General features: G+C 70.8%; 15 protein-coding genes. 7 read left to right on the top strand and 8 right to left on the bottom strand.

Annotated elements, in window-relative coordinates:
- Positions 1–153: 153 nt before the first annotated feature.
- A complete protein-coding gene (gene secA / locus AB0917_RS27275) occupies positions 154–2,970 on the bottom strand; it encodes a preprotein translocase subunit SecA (protein ID WP_366822328.1) in 2,817 nt (938 codons plus the stop codon).
- Positions 2,971–3,210: 240 nt separating this feature from the next.
- Here secA and AB0917_RS27270 point away from each other — a divergent pair, with 240 nt between their 5' ends.
- Together AB0917_RS27270 and AB0917_RS27265 are read left to right on the top strand one after the other, a co-directional pair.
- The gene (locus AB0917_RS27270; RefSeq protein WP_366822327.1) at positions 3,211–3,822 is read left to right on the top strand and encodes a GNAT family N-acetyltransferase; all 612 of its coding nucleotides are present in this window, start codon (positions 3,211–3,213) and stop codon (positions 3,820–3,822) included.
- A 66-nt stretch (positions 3,823–3,888) separates the two neighbouring features.
- Positions 3,889–5,076, top strand: a complete 1,188-nt coding sequence (locus tag AB0917_RS27265) for a crosslink repair DNA glycosylase YcaQ family protein (protein WP_366822326.1) — start codon at positions 3,889–3,891, stop codon at positions 5,074–5,076.
- Between the two features lie 24 nt (positions 5,077–5,100).
- Here AB0917_RS27265 and AB0917_RS27260 read toward each other — a convergent pair whose 3' ends face one another.
- From AB0917_RS27260 to mtnA, 7 genes are all read right to left on the bottom strand, one after another.
- Positions 5,101–5,853, bottom strand: coding sequence for a response regulator transcription factor (locus AB0917_RS27260; protein ID WP_366822325.1), 753 nt, complete (start codon positions 5,851–5,853; stop codon positions 5,101–5,103).
- 185 nt (positions 5,854–6,038) lie between these two features.
- On the bottom strand, positions 6,039–6,728 hold the full coding sequence (gene raiA / locus AB0917_RS27255; protein WP_018512285.1) for a ribosome-associated translation inhibitor RaiA: 690 nt from the start codon (positions 6,726–6,728) through the stop codon (positions 6,039–6,041).
- A gap of 273 nt (positions 6,729–7,001) precedes the next feature.
- Positions 7,002–7,787 carry a ComF family protein gene (locus tag AB0917_RS27250; protein WP_366822324.1) on the bottom strand — a complete coding sequence of 262 codons (786 nt, stop codon included), beginning with the start codon at positions 7,785–7,787 and terminating at the stop codon, positions 7,002–7,004.
- A 53-nt stretch (positions 7,788–7,840) separates the two neighbouring features.
- On the bottom strand, positions 7,841–9,673 hold the full coding sequence (locus tag AB0917_RS27245; protein ID WP_366822329.1) for an LpqB family beta-propeller domain-containing protein: 1,833 nt from the start codon (positions 9,671–9,673) through the stop codon (positions 7,841–7,843).
- 34 nt (positions 9,674–9,707) lie between these two features.
- Positions 9,708–11,735 (bottom strand): MtrAB system histidine kinase MtrB, encoded by a 2,028-nt coding sequence (mtrB, locus tag AB0917_RS27240; protein ID WP_366822323.1) that lies wholly within the window; start codon positions 11,733–11,735, stop codon positions 9,708–9,710.
- A 1-nt stretch (position 11,736) separates the two neighbouring features.
- Positions 11,737–12,426 carry a two-component system response regulator MtrA gene (mtrA, locus tag AB0917_RS27235; protein WP_007448372.1) on the bottom strand — a complete coding sequence of 230 codons (690 nt, stop codon included), beginning with the start codon at positions 12,424–12,426 and terminating at the stop codon, positions 11,737–11,739.
- 4 nt (positions 12,427–12,430) lie between these two features.
- The gene (gene mtnA, locus AB0917_RS27230) at positions 12,431–13,573 is read right to left on the bottom strand and encodes an S-methyl-5-thioribose-1-phosphate isomerase (RefSeq protein ID WP_366822322.1); all 1,143 of its coding nucleotides are present in this window, start codon (positions 13,571–13,573) and stop codon (positions 12,431–12,433) included.
- A gap of 140 nt (positions 13,574–13,713) precedes the next feature.
- Between mtnA and AB0917_RS27225 the strand changes: the two genes are divergently transcribed.
- From AB0917_RS27225 to AB0917_RS27205, 5 genes are read left to right on the top strand one after another with little or no spacing between them, the layout of a single operon-like run.
- Positions 13,714–14,925, top strand: coding sequence for a hypothetical protein (locus tag AB0917_RS27225; RefSeq protein ID WP_366822321.1), 1,212 nt, complete (start codon positions 13,714–13,716; stop codon positions 14,923–14,925).
- A 4-nt stretch (positions 14,926–14,929) separates the two neighbouring features.
- On the top strand, positions 14,930–15,619 hold the full coding sequence (locus tag AB0917_RS27220) for a DUF4129 domain-containing protein (RefSeq protein ID WP_366822320.1): 690 nt from the start codon (positions 14,930–14,932) through the stop codon (positions 15,617–15,619).
- Positions 15,616–16,842 carry a DUF4350 domain-containing protein gene (locus AB0917_RS27215; RefSeq protein WP_366822319.1) on the top strand — a complete coding sequence of 409 codons (1,227 nt, stop codon included), beginning with the start codon at positions 15,616–15,618 and terminating at the stop codon, positions 16,840–16,842. The genes AB0917_RS27220 and AB0917_RS27215 overlap by 4 nt, the downstream gene beginning before the upstream one ends.
- A complete protein-coding gene (locus tag AB0917_RS27210; RefSeq protein WP_366822318.1) occupies positions 16,839–17,858 on the top strand; it encodes a MoxR family ATPase in 1,020 nt (339 codons plus the stop codon). Before AB0917_RS27215 ends, AB0917_RS27210 begins: the two co-directional genes overlap by 4 nt.
- 10 nt (positions 17,859–17,868) lie before the next feature.
- On the top strand, positions 17,869–19,182 hold the full coding sequence (locus AB0917_RS27205; RefSeq protein ID WP_366822317.1) for a DUF58 domain-containing protein: 1,314 nt from the start codon (positions 17,869–17,871) through the stop codon (positions 19,180–19,182).
- Positions 19,183–19,324: the final 142 nt, after the last annotated feature.

The following is a 19,324-nucleotide window of genomic DNA, read 5'->3' as shown; positions in this document are numbered from 1 at the left end:
GCGACTCGGGGGTGTCGGCCAGGTGCTTGAGCAGCTTGTTGGTCAGGGCGCCGAAGTTGACGTCGGTGCCTTTCATCACGCGGGTGGCGGCGATGCCCGCCAGCACACCCGCCCGCCGCGCCGCTCCTTCTCGCGCCGCTCCTTCTCGCGGTGCTACTTCTTACGACGGCGACCGCCGCCGCCACCGCTCCTCTGCGCCTTGCGGCGCTCGGCGCGCGTCATGCCGTCCGAGGAACCCGACGGCGCACCGTCGGTGGCGAAGTCGCCCTCGACGACACCGCCCTCCCCGTCCACCGTGGGAGCGGAGAAGTGCAGCCGGTCCGGACGCTGCGGGGCCTCCAGGCCCTTGGCACGGATCTCCGGACGCGCGGCGGGAGCATCCTCCTTGGCGAGCGAGGTGCGCTCGGCGGCGTCCTGCACGGGAACCTCCTCGACCTGCTGCTCGACCTGGACCTCCAGGTTGAACAGGTAGCCGACGGACTCCTCCTTGATGCCCTCCATCATGGCGTTGAACATGTCGAAGCCCTCGCGCTGGTACTCGACCAGCGGGTCCTTCTGCGCCATGGCCCGCAGGCCGATGCCCTCCTGGAGATAGTCCATCTCGTAGAGGTGCTCGCGCCACTTGCGGTCCAGCACGGAGAGGACCACGCGCCGCTCCAGCTCACGCATGATGTCGGAGCCGAGGGTCTTCTCGCGCTCCTCGTACTGCTCGTGGATGTCGTTCTTGACCGACTCGGCGATGAACTCGGCGGTGACGCCCGCCAGGTCCCCGGCCGCCTCCTCCAGCTCCTCGACGGTGACCTTCGCCGGGTAGAGCTGCTTGAAGGCGCCCCACAGCCGGTCCAGGTCCCACTCCTCGGCGAAGCCCTCGGAGGTCTCCTGCCGGATGTAGTCGTCGATCGTGTCGTCCATGAAGTGCCGGATCTGGTCCTGGAGGTCCTCGCCCTCCAGCACACGGCGGCGCTCACCGTAGATGACCTCGCGCTGGCGGTTGAGCACCTCGTCGTACTTCAGGACGTTCTTACGCGTCTCGAAGTTCTGCTGCTCGACCTGCGACTGGGCGGAGGCGATGGCCCGGGTGACCATCTTGTTCTCGATCGGCACGTCGTCCGGGACGTTCGCCATCGACATGACGCGCTCGACCATCTGGGCCTTGAACAAGCGCATCAGGTCGTCGCCCAGCGACAGGTAGAAGCGGGACTCGCCCGGGTCGCCCTGACGGCCGGAACGACCGCGCAGCTGGTTGTCGATACGGCGCGACTCGTGCCGCTCCGTGCCGAGCACGTACAGCCCGCCGAGCTCCTTGACCTCTTCGAACTCCGCCTTCACGGCCAGCTCGGCCGCCTCCAGCGCGGCGGGCAGCGCGGCCGCCCACTCCTCGACGTTCTCCACCGGGTCCAGGCCGCGCTGGCGCAGCTCGGCCTCGGCCAGGTCGTCCGGGTTGCCGCCGAGCTTGATGTCGGTGCCTCGGCCGGCCATGTTCGTGGCGACCGTGACCGCGCCCTTGCGGCCGGCCTGGGCGACGATCGTCGCCTCCCGGTCGTGCTGCTTGGCGTTGAGGACCTCGTGCTGGACACCGCGCTTGGAGAGCTGCTGCGAGAGGTACTCGGACTTCTCGACCGAGGTGGTGCCGACCAGGATCGGCTGGCCCTTCTCGTGCTTCTCGGCGATGTCGTCGACGACGGCGGCGAACTTGGCGACCTCGGTGCGGTAGATCAGGTCCGACTGGTCGGCCCGGACCATCGGCCGGTTCGTCGGGATCGGCACCACGCCGAGCTTGTAGATTTGCTGGAACTCGGCGGCCTCGGTCATCGCCGTACCGGTCATGCCGGAGAGCTTGTCGTAGAGGCGGAAGAAGTTCTGGAGGGTGATCGTGGCGAGGGTCTGGTTCTCATCCTTGATGTCCACCCCTTCCTTCGCCTCGATCGCCTGGTGCATGCCCTCGTTGTAACGGCGGCCGGCGAGGATACGGCCGGTGTGCTCGTCGACGATCATGACTTCGCCGTCGATGACGACGTAGTCCTTGTCCTTCTTGAACAGTTCCTTCGCCTTGATGGCGTTGTTCAGGTAGCCGACGAGCGGGGTGTTGACCGACTCGTAGAGGTTGTCGATGCCGAGCCAGTCCTCGACCTTGGCGACACCGGACTCGTGGATGGCCACGGTCCGCTTCTTCTCGTCGACCTCGTAGTCGCCGGTCTCCTCGATGCCCTTGAGCTGGTTGCCCGCCTCACCCTTGGTGAGGCGCGTGACCAGCTTGGCGAAGTCGCCGTACCACTTGGTGGCCTGGTCGGCCGGGCCGGAGATGATCAGCGGCGTACGGGCCTCGTCGACGAGGATCGAGTCGACCTCGTCGACCACGGCGAAGTTGTGGCCGCGCTGGACGAGCTCGTCCTTGGACCACGCCATGTTGTCGCGGAGGTAGTCGAAACCGAACTCGTTGTTCGTGCCGTACGTGATGTCGCAGCCGTACTGCTCACGGCGCTGCGCCGGGGTCATGTTGGAGACGATGCAGCCGACGGTCAGGCCCAGGAACTTGTGGACGCGTCCCGTCAGCTCGGAGTCACGCTCGGCGAGGTAGTCGTTGACCGTGATCAGGTGCACGCCCTTGCCGGAGAGCGCGTTGAGATACGAGGGCAGGGTGCCGACGAGGGTCTTGCCCTCACCGGTCTTCATCTCGGCCACATAGCCGAGGTGCAGGGCGGCTCCGCCCATCATCTGTACGTCGTAGTGGCGCTGTCCGAGGACGCGCTTGGCGGCCTCACGGACCGTCGCGAACGCTTCGGGAAGCAGGTCGTCCAGGCTCTCGCCGTCCGCGTACCGTTCCTTGTACTCGTCGGTGAGCGCCCGCAGCTCGGCGTCGGAGAGGTTGACGAAGTCCTCTTCGATGGAGCTGACCTGGTCCGCGATGCGGTGCAGTTTGCGCAGGATCTTGCCTTCGCCTGCACGCATGAGCTTGTTGAAGACGGACACTGAGGCTGGTCTCCTTGCCGGTCGGGCCTGGCACTGGGTCGTGTAATGGACTCTGGCGCGGGCACGGCAGGTGGGCCCCACCGCAACGGCCATCGTAAGCGAGGACACCACCGCGTCGGGAGGGCTGCTGCCGCGTGGACCTCGCCGCACCCTTCACGGACAACGGCCCAGAGGTACGGAAGGTGCCGGGAAGCCCCAAAAGTGCTCGCATCACAGGTGCCCGCTCAAGAGAATCACTGTATGGAGCCGACCACTCTCACCACGCGACGTCTTCTTCTGCGGCCGTTCGGCCCGCAGGACACCTACCGGGTCCACGCGGCCTGTCAGGACCCGGACATCCAGCGCTGGACGGTGATCCCCTCCCCGTACCGGCTCACCGACGCGGAGCTGTTCACCGTGAAACTCGCCCCGGCGGGGTGGCGGGACGACTCCGCCTACAGCTTCGCCCTGGAGCTGCGGGAGAGCGGGACGCTCGTCGGCGCGCTCTCCGTCGACCGCCGCAGCCGGCCGGGGACGTACGAGGTCGGCTACTGGTCCGCCCCGGAGCACCGCGGCCGCGGATACGTCACCGAGGCGGTGCTGGGCTCCGCCCGCTGGGCCTTCACCGCGCTCAGGGCGGACCGGCTGGAGTGGCGGGCCGAGATCGGCAACCTGGCTTCCCGTGCCGTCGCCCTGCGGGCGGGGTTCCGGCTGGAGGGCGAGCAGCGCTCCGGGCTGCTCAACAAGGGGGTGCGGCGCGACGCCTGGACGGCGGCGCTGCTCCCGTCCGACCTGGGACTGGCCGGTGCCCACCCGTACCTCCCCGAGCGGCCCGCCCAGCGGCCCGGCAGTGCCCCGGACTCCGCGCGGTAGGACGGTGGTGGGGCGACGGCCCGATCCCACCCCGCGCTGTCAGTGGTGCGGTCTAGGGTTCGACGTATGACGCCTGTGCCTCCTCCCGCAGTCGAACTCTCCGCCGACCAGGCCCGCCGCATAGCGCTGCGCGCCCAGGGCTTCCTGGGGGCTCCGGACCGCAGGGCGGGGGTGCCCGGGGTGCTGCGCCACCTCGGGGCCGTCCAGCTGGACACCATCTCGGTGCTGGCCCGCTCGCACGAGCTGATCCCCTACGCCCGGCTCGGCGCGGTGGGCCGGCGCACGGTGGAGGAGGCGTACTGGTCGGGCGGCCGCTCCTTCGAGTACTGGTCGCACGCCGCGTGCATCCTGCCCGTCGAGGAGTGGCCGCACTTCGCGTTCCGCCGCCGCGCTTATCGCGCCCGCCCGCACTGGCACCACGACCTGCCCGACGGCGCGTACGACACGGTGATCAAGCAGCTGCGGACCGAGGGCCCGTTGACGGCGACGGAGCTGGGCGGCGCGAAGAACGGCGGGGAGTGGTGGGACTGGTCGGCCTCCAAGGTCGCCGTCGAGAGGGCCCTGATGTACGGCGAGGTGGTCTGCACCGAGCGGCGCGGCTGGAAGCGGGTCTACGACCTCGCCGAGCGGGCCGTCCCGGACGCCCTGCTCCACGACGACCTGAGCGACACCGAGTGCCGACGGCGGCTGGTCGCCCTGGCGGGCAGGTCGCTGGGGGTCGGCACCCGCAGCGACATCGCGGACTACCACCGGCTGCGGGGCGAGGAGTTCGACACAGTGGTGGCGGACTCGGGTCTGGTCCCGGTGGCGGTGGAGGGCTGGGCCAAGCCCGCCTGGGCGGACCCCGAGGCGCTGGCCACGGAGCCCCGCGGACGCCACCGTACGACGCTGCTCTCGCCGTTCGACTCCCTGGTCTGGGAGCGGGCGCGGACCGAGCGGATCTTCGGCTTCACGCACCGGCTGGAGGCGTACGTCCCCAAGCAGAAGCGGATCCACGGCTACTTCGCGATGCCGTTGCTGGCGGGCGGAAGGCTCCAGGGCCGCGTGGACCCGGCGCGCGAGGGCACCACGCTGGTGGCCCGGCAGGCATCCCTGGCCGGTCCGAAGGCGGTCGCCCCGATGGCGCAGGCCCTGGTGGAGGCGGCGGCCTGGGTGGGCTGCACGGACATCCGGCTGGAGCGCATCGACGCCCCGGAGCTGCGCGACCCGCTCAGGGACGAGATCGGCCGCGCGCTGCGGCGTGCCTTCCGCTGACGGGCCGGTCCGGCGCCACGGCTCCTACCTGATCTCCAGGATCTTCTCGCGCATGGCATAGACCACGGCTTCCATGCGGGAGTGCAGCTGCAACTTCTCCAGAATATTGCGGACGTGGTTCTTCACGGTGTTCTCGGAAATGAACAACTCCTTGGCGATATCCCGGTTGTTCATGCCGGTCGCCACGAGTTTGAGGACTTCCAGCTCCCGTTCGGTGAGCCGGGGGGCGGGGACGAGCCGGCGCTCGTCGGTGCGCTGAATCATCGATTTGAACTCGGTGAGCAGCTTGGAGGCCATGGAAGGGCTGATCTGGGACTGCCCGTCCGCGACGGCGCGAATGGCCGTCGCCACCTCGTCGGTGGAGATCTCCTTGAGGAGGTACCCGGTGGCGCCCGCCTTGATCGCGTCGTAGAGGTCGGCCTCCTCGTCGCTGATCGTCAGCATGATGATCTTCGCGCTGGGGGCCACCTCCTTGATGGAGGTGCAGGCCTCGATGCCACCGCGTTTGGGCATCCGCACATCCATCAGAATGATGTCGGGCAGCAGGTCGGCGGCCTTGTCGACCGCCTCCGAACCGTCACCGGCCTCACCGACGACCTGGATGTCCTCCTCCTGCGCGAGGACGATCTCCAGACCCCTGCGGAAGAGCGCGTGGTCATCGACCACCAGGACCCGGATGGGCTCCTTGCGCGAGGCGCCGTCCGGGCCGCCGTCGGTGCGGGCACCGGCGTCGTCGGAACCACTCGCACCGCGCACGGGCCCGAAGGTGTCCACCATCGTTCCTCCCCCTGAAGGCCACGGCCTGATAGTCATCAGTCGTACGCCAACGGCGTTTCACCGAGCCCTGATTGGCTCGGAACGCCATGATTCCATGCCGGGACACCCGAGCGGTGTTCCTGTGATCGCGCGCAGGTGCCCCCGGTGGCGTGAAAACGCTCCAGGGGCACCGTGGCGATGTGGCGTCAGCCGCCGAGCGCACCACCCGCGCCGCCCGCTTCGTCAGCGGCGAGCGGGTCGGTCCTCAGATGGATGACACCGTAGTCGTAGGCGTGCCGCCGGTAGACGACACTGGGCTCCTTCGTCTCGGAGTCGACGAACAAGTAGAAGTCGTGCCCGACCAGTTCCATCTCGTAGAGCGCCTGGTCGAGCGCCATGGGGGCGGCGGTGTGGGTCTTCTCGCGCATCACGAGCGGACCTTCGCCCTGCACCTCGATCGATCCGACCTTGGTGGTCGGTACGGGCTCCGACGGCTGCTCCCCGACCAGCTCGCCGTCCTCGTCGAACGAGGCGACACCCGGCACCACGTCCCCGACCTCGGCGGCCGACAGACGGCCGTTGCCCCGGCGGCTGTAGCGCTTGTCGTGCTGCTTGCGCAGACGGGCCTCCAGCTTTCCGGTGGCCAGATCGAGCGCTGCGTAGGGGTCGCCCGCCGCCGCCTCCGCCCGGATGACCGGCCCCCGCGAGCGGAGCGTGATCTCCACCCGGTCGGAACGGTCGGCCTGACGGGGATTCGGCTCCTTGGACACCTCGACGTCGAGGCTGATCACCTTGCCGTCGAACTTCTGGATCTTGTCCAGCTTCAGCTTCTCGGCCACGTGCTTGCGGAACCGCTCGGGCACCTCGGTCTTGCGGCCCTTGACGACGATGTCCACGCAGAACTCCGTTCCCGGATCGCCCCGCTTCAACGGCGGAGCATCTCCCTTTTGCACCAGCCCCCGGAGATCCCCAGGGGCCTCGGACTCGGTGACTTTCGCCTCCTCCTCCCCCGTCGGAGAGGTCACTACCCCACCGGCTTGAGCACTGCCGGTCCATCGGTGAGTTACCTGCCCGAAACCTCATGGTGCATTCATCGAGGTTCGGCCTTCACCGTTCCTCACAACTGAACATAGCCTGCACAGCGGGGTATCGGCACCCGCTACCGGCACTTACCTCCGTTCAGTGGGTTTTGCCCTCTCATTACCTGCAACGACGCAAGTTCTCGGCTGGTTCCGGTTTATTTCGAAGGCGGACGGAGAAGCGGCGACGACCGCCGCCGGGCAGGCGCCACGGCCGCAGACCCCTGGGCCGTCCCCGAGCGCCTCGGTGACGGCCCGCGCCGCCTCGGCCAGCGTCGCTCCCGTCGTCAACAGGTCGTCCACCAGGACCACCCTCCCGTGGGCGAGCAGCCGCTCTCCCCCTGGAACCACCTCCAGCGCCCCGGCGAGATTCGCCCACCGCCGACGCGCCCCGAGACCCGACTGGTCGGCGACCGCGCGGCGCTGCCGCAGCACCGGGAGCACCCGGGCCGGGTCGCCCGTGCGCCGCAGCTCGCCCGCCGCCGCGCGGGCGATCCGGCGCACCGGGTCGTGGCCGCGCGCCGCGGTCGCGGAGCGCGCGGAGGGCACGGGCACCAGCAGCAGGGGCCCCACCGCCCCCGCCTGCCCCGTCCCGGCCCGTACACAGGCCGCCAGGGCCCGCCCGAGCGGTCCGGCCAGCCCGAGTGCGCCGCGCTCCTTGTGGGCCAGCAGGACCGCGCGTACGGCGTTCTCGTACGGCGCCGCCGCGTGCACCGCGGGAAGCCCCGCGGGCGGGGGCGAGGGCCGCACTCTGCGGGCCGGCGCCCCGCTCAGCGCGGTCCCGCACGCCGGGCACAGCTCCGTACGCGGTCTGCCGCAGCCCGCACAGGCCACCGGCAGGACCAGGCCGGAGAACTCCCGCCACCAACGCCGCATGGATCCACTGTGCTCCGGACCCGAGCGACGGACCACCCCTGTGGAAAACCCGGTCAGCCCGGGTAGACCAGCGAGGTGCCTTCCTCCTGGACCGTCTGCCAGTTGTCCCCCGGGGAGAGCTTCACTATGCCGTCGCCCTCGGTCTCCGCCATCAGCGGAAGCAGCTCGTCGTCCGCCGCGGCGACCGCCTGGACCTGGTTCACCCCGGGCAGCACCCCGGAGGCCCCGGAGGACGGCGTGGAACCGTCCGCCTGGACGTACCGCACCTGCTGGACGCCGCCCGCCTCCTTGCCGACCACCACGAGGCGGCTGCGGCCCGACCAGGAGATGGCCGTGACGTCCGTGAGCTGCGGCGCGGCCTGGCGCAGGTCCTCGACCGAGATCTCGGGCGCCTCGTCGGTCCCGCGCCGCTCCACCCGGCCGATCTTCAGCGTCGTATGCCCGTTCTCCGTCACCAGCAGGGCGATCCGCACCCCGTCCGCCGACAGCCGCAGCTCCTCGATCCGCCCGCCGCCCAGCCCCGGGACACGGACCTCCTGCGGCTCGCCCTCGCCCTCGACCAGCCGCAGCAGCCTCGGGCGCTCCGGGTCGCGGTCGGCGACCCACAGGTCACCCCGCCCGTCCCAGCTCGGCGACGACAGCCGGTCGGCGGCCTTCTTCCCGGCGCTGGTCACCACGGGGGCGGCCAGCTCGCCCTCCGCGACCAGGGAGGCGACGTAGAGGTGCTGGCCGGTGGCCGACACCGCGGCGGCCCGCTGTTCGTCCCGGGCCACCCCGACGGCGCCCATCACGACCGTGCCGGCGCCGAGGGGGCCCTGCACCGCCTCGGGTGTGCCGTTGCCCCCGGTGGCACCGGCGATCCGCTGGACCCTTCCCTTGGCGTCGATGAAGTACTGGCTGTCGGGCCCGTCGGAGCCGTTGTCGGAGGAGAACTTCGCCGCCTCGTCCGCGTCCAGCGCGCAGAGCCGGCCGCGCCCGCCCTCCAGCTCCACCTGCTCGACCCGCGCGGAGGTCAGGTCCCGCAGCGTGAAGAACACCTGGGCGGCCATCATCCGGCAGGCCTCCCTGCCCGCCTTGTCGGCCTTGTCGTTGAGCCGCACCTTCAGCACGTTCTGGTCGTCGGGGGCCAGCGCGACGACGTTGTCCTTGCGCAGGGCGGTCCCGGCGGGGAAGCGGGAGTCGACCACCGGCCGCAGCCAGTTCGTCGGCCCCTCCAGCAGCGTCCTGACCGTCTGTGTCGCCGTACTCATGCGCGTGACCGGATCGGTGCCGGTGCGTACGTAGACGGGGTCGGCGACGAGCGTCGGCTGCCCGTTCGTCCCTCCGGTGGCGAAGTAGTACTTGTTCACGGAGCGGTAGAGCCGCTTGAAGTCGGACTGCCCGAGGACCAGGCCGTCCGGCACGATGTCGATGCGCCACTCGGCCTTCCCGTCCGCCCCCTTCTCCCGCACCAGGTGCAGCATCTGGGAGTAGTCGGTGGGGGCGAGCGGCTGGTAGGAGCTCTGGGCGTCGACCGCGGCCACCTTCTCGCCGGTCAGCGTGTAGGAGGTCTCGGTGTCCCGGCGCTCCTCGTCGTGGAGCAGGGGGCCGCTGCGGTTGGGAGCCTGGGCGAGCACGGTGGTGCCCTCGCCGGGCTGCCACGTCTTGGCGGCCTCCTCGCTCAGATACTTGCGCGTGGTCCGGAAACCGGGGTCGTCGCTGGTCATCGACTCCAGGAACCCGTCGACGATCTCGCTGGGCGCCGCGCCCTCGCGGGGCTCCACCGCGTACACCTGCACCTGGGAGTCCCCCGGCTGCGAGGCGTCGACCGCCTTGACGTCACCGGTCACCGGCATCGACCCGCAGCCGACGAGCACGATGACGGAGCAGCCGAGCAGCGCGGACATCCGCACGCCGCGTCCGAGGCCACCACGACGGCGGTCAGTACCCACGAGTGTTGTCCTCCTGGTCGGAATTGCGCGCCGGGGAGCCGGCGCCGCCGGAACGCTCCGGTGCCGGGCGTGCCACGACCCGGGCTCCGTTGCCGGGCAGCGCCGCCGGGTGCACCGAGGCGGGGGCCGGGTGCGGCACCGTGGAACCGCGGCCCGGCACGGGCAGCGGCGCGCGCTTCGCCGCCACGGACTGGTTCGGTACGGACACCAGCCGGCTCTCGTCCGCCGGTGCCTCGTCGCGCTCCCGGCTCTCCCGGTTGCGCCGGGAGTCCTCGGGCTCCAGCGGTATCGGTGAACCGCGCAGCGGCTCGTCCGCCGTACGCGGCAGGGTCAGCCGGAACTGGGACCCGCCTCCGGGCTCGCCCCACGCCTGGAGCCAGCCGCCGTGCAGCCGGGCGTCCTCGACGGCGATGGAGAGCCCGAGACCGGTCCCGCCGGTCGTCCGGGCCCGCGCCGGGTCGGCACGCCAGAACCGGTTGAAGACCCGGGTCGCCTCGCCGGGCTTGAGCCCGACCCCGTAGTCCCGTACGGCCACGGCGACCGCGCCCTGGGCCACGCCCATCCGTACGACGACGTCCCGGCCCTCACCGTGCTCGACGGCGTTGACCACGAGGTTGCGCAGCACCCGCTCGACGCGCCGGGCGTCGGCCTCGGCGATCACCGGCTGGTCGTCGCCGACGACCAGGATCCGGGTGCCCTTGCGCTCGGCGAGCGGTTCGGCGCCGCCGATCACCCGGTGCACGACGGCCCGCAGGTCTATCGGCTCGGCCTCCAGCGCCGCGGCGCCCGCGTCGAACCGGCTGATCTCCAGCAGGTCCGAGAGCAGCGACTCGAAGCGGTCGAGCTGGTCGCCGAGCAGCTCGGCGGAGCGCGCGGTGACGGGATCGAAGTCGGCACGCGCCTCATGGATGACGTCGGCGGCCATCCGTACGGTCGTGAGCGGCGTCCTCAGCTCGTGCGAGACGTCGGAGACGAAACGCCGCTGCATCCGGGAGAGCTCCTCCAACTGCTGGATCTTCAGCTGGAGGTTCTGCGCCATCTTGTTGAAGGCTTCGCCGAGCCGGGCGATGTCGTCCTCGCCGGTGACCTTCATCCGCTCCTGGAGCTTGCCGGCGGAGAGCCGCTCGGCGATACCGGCCGCCATCCGCACCGGGGTGACGACCTGCCGCACCACGAACCACGCGATGGCTCCGAGCAGCACGACGACGAACAGCCCGGCGGTCGCCAGGGTCGTCTTGACCAGCGTCAGCGACTTCTCCTCCTGCGTGAGCGGGAAGAGGTAGTAGAGCTCGTAGGCCTGCTGGTCGATGTCGTAGAGCCGCTTGCCCACGACGAGACCCGGCTGGGACTCGTTGCCGTTGGAGTACCGGATCAGGGAGTACGTCTGGAACGCCCCCTGCCCCTTGCCCACGTCCTGGCGCAGGCGCTCGGGCACGCTGGCGGCCTCGACGCTGCCCGAACCACGCGGGGCACGGCTGCCCGCGCCCTCGCTCACCGAGTCCGCGCTGAGCGCGACCACGTTGAAGGCGTTCTTGCCGCCACTGGCCAGCTGGTCCACCAGCTCGGTGCGCCACGAGGTGTTGGCGGTCATGCCGTCGGGCCCCTCGGTGCCCTGCCCGCCCGGCGCCAGAGAAGCGTTCGCCTTCTCCTGGGCCGCGACGAAACCACCGGCGGCCTGGGTCTGGGCGGCCTTGCCCTTCGCGTCGAGCAGACCGTTGCGGACCTGCCCGATCACGACGAAGCCGAGCAGCAGCACCACGCCCATCGACATCAGCAGAGTGCCCGCGACGACGCGGAGCTGCAGATTGCGCCGCCACAACCGCACGGCGGGCAGCAGCGGACGGCGCACCCACCGCATCAACAGACGCGGTACGGGCCCGCCGGGCGTCCGGTCCTGAAACAACCGGCCGCCCTGCAGGAAACGGCTCATACGAGAAGCCTTCCGTCCCGGACCGGCAGCCCGCTCCGCACGGACTCCCGGCTCCCCGGGGTTCGGAGCAGCGCTGCCCTGGGCCATGTCAGCTCGGTCCGGCCTTGTAACCGACCCCTCGGACGGTCACGACGATCTCCGGCCGCTCCGGGTCCTTCTCGACCTTGGAGCGCAGCCGCTGGACATGCACGTTCACCAGCCGGGTGTCGGCCGCGTGCCGGTAGCCCCAGACCTGCTCCAGCAGGACCTCACGGGTGAAGACCTGCCACGGCTTACGGGCCAGGGCGACCAGCAGGTCGAACTCCAGCGGCGTCAGGGCGATGGACTGCCCCTCCCGCTTCACGGAGTGACCGGCCACGTCGATGACCAGGTCACCGATGGTCAACTGCTCCGGCGCGGGCTCTTCGGACCGCCGCAGGCGTGCCCTGATCCGGGCGACCAACTCCTTAGGTTTGAACGGCTTGACGATGTAGTCGTCGGCCCCTGATTCCAGGCCGACCACGACATCGACGGTGTCGCTCTTGGCAGTGAGCATGACGATCGGCACACCGGACTCGGCCCTGATCAGCCTGCACACCTCGATGCCGTCCCTTCCGGGCAGCATGAGGTCGAGCAGCACCAGGTCCGGCTTGGCCTCACGAAATGCGGCCAGTGCCTTGTCGCCGTCCGCTACGAACGACGGCTCGAAACCTTCTCCACGCAGCACAATCCCGAGCATCTCGGCCAGTGCGGTGTCGTCGTCGACGACAAGGACGCGTCCCTTCATAATCGACATCATCCCATTAGCTAATCGTTACCTGCGATGACCTGGCACACAGCTCTGCCAGTCCGACCCCGGTGACCGGGGAAATGACACCCTCCTCGGTGACGATCGCTGTGATCAATTCGGGCGGCGTGATGTCGAAAGCCGGGTTGTACGCCGGGGCACCGAGGGGTGCGACGACCATCCCACCCCCACCACCTGCCGACACGGCCCTGGGTGGTGTGAACTCCGTCACTTCCTGCCCGGAACGCTGCTCAACAATGATCGATGTGCCTTCGGCCGTGTCCATGTCCACGGTCGTCGTCGGCGCCACCACGATGAACGGCACATGGTGGTACTTCGCGAGCACAGCCAACGGATAGCTCCCCACTTTGTTGGCCACCGAGCCGTCTGCGGCAATGCGGTCCGCCCCAATGAGTACGGCATCCACCTCACCCGCGGCGAACAGGGAGCCCGCCGCACTGTCCGTGAGCAGGCTGTACGCCATCCGGCTGCGCGCCGCCTCGTACGCCGTCAGCCTCGCCCCCTGGAGCAGCGGCCGTGTCTCGTCCACCCACAGCCGGCGCAACCGCCCCTGCCGGTGCACCCGCCGTGCCACCGCGAAGGCCGTCCCCTCGCCCCCGGAGACCAGCGCCCCGGTGTTGCAGTGGGTCAGCAGCTGATAGGCCCGCCCCGGCAGCAACTCCTCCAGCAACACCGTCCCGTACTCCGCCATACGCCCGCTGGCCTGGGCATCCTCCCGATGCAGGGCCTGCGCCTCGGCCAGCGCCGCAGCGGCGGCCTCCGCCGCTCCTGCCCCCTTCTCGACGGCCGCCCGGTGCGCCGCGGCCACCCGTCGCACCCCGTGACCGAGGTTCACGGCGGTGGGCCGCGCCCGCTCCAGCAACCCGGCGGCCTCCGCCACGTCGTGCCCCCGGGCCGCCGCGAGCGCCACCCCGTACCCCCCGGCGATCCCGAGCAGCGGGGCACCCCGTACCGCCAGCGTCCGGATCGCCCGCACCAGCGCGGGCACATCCGTGCACACCAGCTCGACCTCCTCCGCGGGCAGCCGCGTCTGGTCGAGGAGCACCAGTACGGGGCCTTCCGAAAGCTCGTCCCAACGAAGTACGGAAAGCGCGGGAGGCTCGCTGCCCACCGGCGTCTGCGCGTCCTGATCAGCCATCCGCCCAGTCTGCCCGCTGAGCCGGCCACAAATGAAGGCACGACGGAGAGAAGGCTCCCGGTCCGCACCGCACCGGCCCGTGGCACGATGGCTGCCAACCTGCCGCCCCGATGAGCGGACAGGACGGTGAAGGAGCGAGAATGAACGACTCTCCGGGCTGGGCGACGCCCGGATCTGCCCCCTCCGACGGCCAGGAGGCGGCCATTCCCCGCCCCTCCGAACCACAGGACACAGGCGCGCCGGCGGGACAGTGGTCCCCCCAGCAGCCGCCTCCCGGGCAGTGGTCCCCGCCGAGCAACCCGGGCGGCGGCCCAGGCGGACCCCCGCCCGCCCCCGGCCGGGGCGGCGGTCCGCAGCGGCCGGGCTGGGGCGCCCAGCCTCCGGCGGCGAAGCCAGGAGTCATCCCGCTGCGCCCCCTGGGCCTCGGTGAGATCCTCGACGGCTCCGTCTCGGCCCTGCGCGCCCACTGGCGTACCGCACTCGGCTTCAGCCTCGCGGTCTCCGTGGTCGTCCAGGTCGCCGTCGTCCTCATGCAGCGCTACCTCCTGCCCGAGCCGACCAACGTCGACCCGAACGCCACCGGCACCGAAGCTCTCCGCCAGGCCTCCGAATCCGTGCAGACGACGCTGATCTCCCTCGCCCCGGCCTCTTTCCTCACGATGATCGCCACGCTCTTCACCGCGTCCGTCGTCACCGTGGTGATCAGCCGCTCGGTGCTGGGCCGCCCCGTCACGCTCTCGGACGCCTGGGCCGAAGCCCGTCCGCGGATCCTCCCGCTGGTCGGGCTGACCGTGCTGGTGACCCTGATCACCATCACGGTCATGACCGTGGGTATCGGCCCTGGGCTGCTGGTGGGCGCCGAGGCCGGCGCGGCGCTGGCGGTTCTCGGCTTCGGCGCCGCCTGCGTCGTGATCCTCTGGCTCCAGGTCAGCTTCGCCCTTGCCGCCCCGGCCCTGATGCTCGAACGGCAGGGCATCATCACCGCGCTGCGCAGGTCGGCGAAGCTGGTCCACGGTGCCTGGTGGCGCACCTTCGGAATCCTCGCGCTGACCTACCTTCTCGTCTTCCTGCTGAGCTTCGTCGTCTCCATCCCCTTCGGCATCGTCGGGGTCATCGCCGACGGAACCGGCGTCAACGACTTCTTCGAAACCGGCGGCCCCTCCTTCGGCTGGCCCTTCCTGATCATCACGGGCATCGGCGAAGTGATCGTCTCCACGCTGCTCTATCCCTTCGTCGCGGGCGTGATGGCCCTGCTCTACGTGGACCAGCGCATCCGCCGCGAGGCGCTCGACCTCGACCTCGCACGGGCCGCGGGCCTCCCCGGCTACGACGCCGAGACCCTTCGGAGCTGATGCGGTGACGGGGGCGGGGGGCACCACAACGGCACTGCGGGCCGGCGACGCGGACGGCACACCCCTGGACACACCGCGTATCCCCGCCCGTGAGGCGGCCGAGAGCGAACTGTCCAAGCCGATGTACCACGAGAACGACCCGAACTTCCTCCAGCGCGCCCTGAACCACTTCTGGGACTGGGTCGCCGGCGTGTTCGACGCCGCCGCGGGCGCCGCCCCCGGCGGCCCGGCCGGAGTCGTCGTCCTGGTCCTCGTCGTCATCGGTCTTGCCGTCGCCCTCTGGTGGCGGCTCGGCACCCCGCAACGCTCCTCCCGGCCCGCGGACGCCCTCTTCGAGAGTGACGGCCCCCGCAGTGCCGCCCAGCACCGCGCCGCGGCCGACGCGCACGCCGCCGCTCTCCGCTGGACCGAAGCCGTCCAGGAACGCATGCGTGCCATCGTCCGGTCGCTGGAGGAGCGCGCCCTGCTCGACCCCCGCCCCGGCCGCACGGCGGACGAGGCCGCAGCGGAAGCAGGCCGCGCCCTGCCCGGCCACGCCACCCGGCTGCGCGCCGCCGCCCGGGACTTCGACGACGTCACATACGGCGGCCGCACGGCGGGCCAACCCGCATATCTGGCCCTGCGCGCCCTGGACACCGAGCTCGACGAGACGAAGCCCGTGCTGCCCGGAACCTCCCGAGGAGCCACCGGATGACCACCGCGACGGCCCCCTCCCCCACCTCGACAGCGCCCACCCCGCACCAGGTCTGGAAGCGCGTGCGAGGGCTGCTGATCGCCCTGCTCGTCCTCGTGATCGCGGGCGTCACGTTCGCCGCCGTCCGCTCCGGCACCAACTACGGGCACCTCGATCCTCGCTCCGCCGACCCGAAGGGCAGCCGCGCCGCGGCGGAGCTCCTCAAGGCACGCGGGATATCCGTCACCGTCGCGACGACCCTCGACGAGGCCACCACCGCGGCGGGGCCCGACACCACGCTCCTGATCACCGGCCCCAATCTCCTCACCCCCTCGCAACAGCGCCGGCTCCACGAGGCAACCGCCGCCTCCTCGGGCCGCTCCCTCCTGATCGCCCCGGGCCCCGCAGCCGTGTCCAGGCTGGCCCCCGGCGTACGCGCCCAGCCTCACCGCGCGGTGAGCACGCTCCTCCCTGCGTGCGCCTGGCCCGCCGCCCGCAGCGCCGGCACGGCGGACATGGGCGGTATCCGCTACACGGCACCGGACTCCACCGCCATCGCCTGCTACCCCAGCGGCGGAACCCCCAGCCTGCTGATCCTCAAGGAACGCACGGGCGGCGACACCGTCCTTCTCGGCTCCCCCGACTTCCTCCACAACGAGCGTCTCGACCAGCAGGGAAACGCCTCTCTCGCCCTGCAACTCCTCGGTTCGCGCCCACATCTCGTCTGGTACCTCCCCTCTCTGGCTGATCCGTCCGCCACCAGCGATGACGGCATCTCCGACGACGACGGCGAGGAGCCCTCGGGCGACGAGAGCGGCTTCCTCGACCTGATCCCTTCCGGCTGGCTCTGGGGAACGCTCCAACTCGCCCTCGCCGCATGCCTGGCCGCGATCTGGCGAGCCCGTCGACTCGGCCCCCTGGTCATGGAACGGCTTCCGGTGTCCATCCGCGCATCCGAATCCGCCGAAGGCCGCGCCGGCCTCTACCGCAAGGCCAACGCCCGTGACCGGGCGGCCGAATCGCTCCGAGCCGCCGCCCGAACCCGCATCGCCCACCTCACAGGCGTAACCGCCCGCGAAGCACACAACTCCGCTGTTCTCCTCCCTGCCGTGTCCGCCCGCACCACCACCACAGGCGACGACCTGAGCACCCTGCTCTTCGGCCCTGCCCCCGCCGGCGACGCGGCCCTTGTCCTGCTGGCCGAGCACCTCGACGCCCTCGAAAGAGAGGTACGCACTTCATGAGCGCCCCGACCCCCGAGCCGGCCGAACCCACGGCGGTCCCCGCGCCCCCTGCGGCTCCGGAGCCCGCCGACGGCGCCCGCGCCTCCTTGGAAGCCCTCCGCTCCGAGATCGCCAAGGCCGTGGTCGGCCAGGACCCTGCTGTCACCGGACTCGTCGTCGCGCTGCTCTGCCGCGGACACGTACTCCTCGAGGGCGTCCCCGGTGTCGCCAAGACCCTCCTGGTCCGGGCCCTCGCCGCCTCCCTCGAACTCGACACCAAGCGCGTCCAGTTCACCCCCGACCTCATGCCGAGCGATGTGACGGGCTCACTCGTCTACGACGCCCGCACCGCCGAGTTCTCCTTCCAGCCCGGCCCGGTCTTCACCAACCTGCTGCTCGCCGACGAGATCAACCGCACTCCCCCCAAAACGCAGGCATCCCTCCTGGAAGCGATGGAAGAGCGTCAGGTCACCGTCGACGGCACCCCTCGCCCGCTGCCGGACCCCTTCCTCGTCGCCGCCACCCAGAACCCCGTCGAGTACGAGGGCACCTACCCGCTCCCGGAAGCCCAGCTGGACCGCTTCCTGCTCAAGCTGACGGTGCCTCTGCCCTCCCGACAGGACGAGATCAACGTCCTCACCCGTCATGCCGACGGCTTCAACCCCCGGGACCTCAAGGCAGCAGGCATACGGCCCGTCGCAGGGCCCGCCGATCTGGAGGCGGCCCGCTCAGCCGTCGCCAGGACCGCGGTCTCTCCCGAGATCGCCGGCTATGTAGTGGATATCTGTCGTGCCACGCGCGAATCCCCCTCGCTCGCCCTCGGCGTCTCCCCCCGAGGCGCCACCGCACTGCTCTCGACCGCACGCGCCTGGGCCTGGCTCACCGGCCGGGACTACGTCACCCCGGACGACGTGAAGGCCTTGGCGCTCCCCACACTCCGTCATCGCATCCATCTGCGGCCCGAGGCGGAAATGGAGGGGGTCACCCCCGATTCCATCATCACCTCGGTGCTCGCCCACGTCCCCGTACCCCGATGAGGCGGTGACCATGGCCCTCACCGGACGAACCGCACTACTGGCCGCGCTGGGATCACTCCCCGTAGGCATCTTCGCTCCGAGCTGGACCGGGATGCTCGCGGTCAACGCACCGCTCTCACTAGCGATTCTGTGCGACTACGCCCTGGCAGCGCCAGTGCGAACGCTCCGATTCACTCGATCCGGTGATACGTCTGTTCGACTTGGTGACGCGGCGGAGGTGCAACTCACCGTGACCAACACCTCGCGACGCCGACTCCGGGCCCAGCTCCGGGACGCCTGGCCGCCGAGCAGCTGGCCCACGGGCAGCGAACAGGCGGCCTCCCGCCACACGTTGACGATCCCGCCCGGTGAGCGACGGCGCCTCGCCACCGTTCTGCGCCCGACCCGCCGCGGCGACCGCCAGGCGGAGCGCATCACGGTCCGCTCGTACGGCCCGCTCGGTCTGGCCGCGCGCCAGGGCCATCACCGTGTCCCCTGGACCGTACGGGTCCTGCCCCCGTTCACCAGCCGGAAGCACCTGCCGTCCAGGCTCGCCCGGCTCAGGGAACTCGACGGCCGCACCAGCGTCCTGACGCGCGGTGAGGGCACGGAGTTCGACAGCCTGCGGGCGTACGTCCCGGGAGACGACACCCGTTCCATCGACTGGCGGGCGACGGCACGCCAGTCGGCCGTCGCGGTCCGGACGTGGCGCCCCGAGCGTGACCGGCACATCCTGATCGTCCTGGACACAGGCCGCACTTCCGCGGGCCGGGTGGGCGACGTTCCCCGCCTTGATGCGGCCATGGACGCCACTCTTCTTCTCACCGCCCTCGCAACGCGCGCCGGCGACCGCGTGGACCTGCTTGCCTACGACCGCCGCGTACGAGCCCGCGTACAGGGCCGCACAGCCGCCGGGGACGTCCTGGCGTCGGTCGTCAACGCCCTCGCTTCGCTGGAGCCCGAGCTCGTCGAGACGGACGCGAGGGGGCTCAGCGCCACAGCACTCTCCGATGCTCCCCGCGGTTCGCTGATCGTTCTTTTGACCAGCCTGGAGGCCGCGCCTGTCGAGGAAGGGCTTCTCCCGCTGCTGCCTCAGCTCACCCAGCGCCACACGGTCCTGCTGGCGGCTGTGGCCGATCCACGGATCGAGGAGATGGCCAGGGGCCGGGGAACGGTGGACGCGGTCTACGACGCAGCGGCCGGCACCCAGGCCCAGGCCGAACGACGCGGCACGTCGGAGAAGCTCCAACGTCATGGCGTTGTCGTCGTGGACGCCGCCCCGGACAGCCTGGCTCCCGCGCTCGCCGACGCCTATCTGGCACTCAAGGCAGCCGGTCGCCTCTGAGGAGGACGCCCCTCTCCCGCTCCTGCTCCCCCGAGGGACCCAGCTCGGAGGTATTCAGAAGGGGGCGGTAAACGCAGAAAAGCCCCGTGCCAATGGCACGGGGCTTTCCCGGAAAAATTGTTCGGCGGCGTCCTACTCTCCC

Source organism: Streptomyces sp. NPDC007346, from assembly GCF_040703535.1.
In the GTDB taxonomy this organism is placed as follows: domain Bacteria; phylum Actinomycetota; class Actinomycetes; order Streptomycetales; family Streptomycetaceae; genus Streptomyces.
The sequence above is the reverse complement of the archived record's forward strand: the minus strand, read 5'-3'. Positions and strand labels throughout refer to the sequence as shown.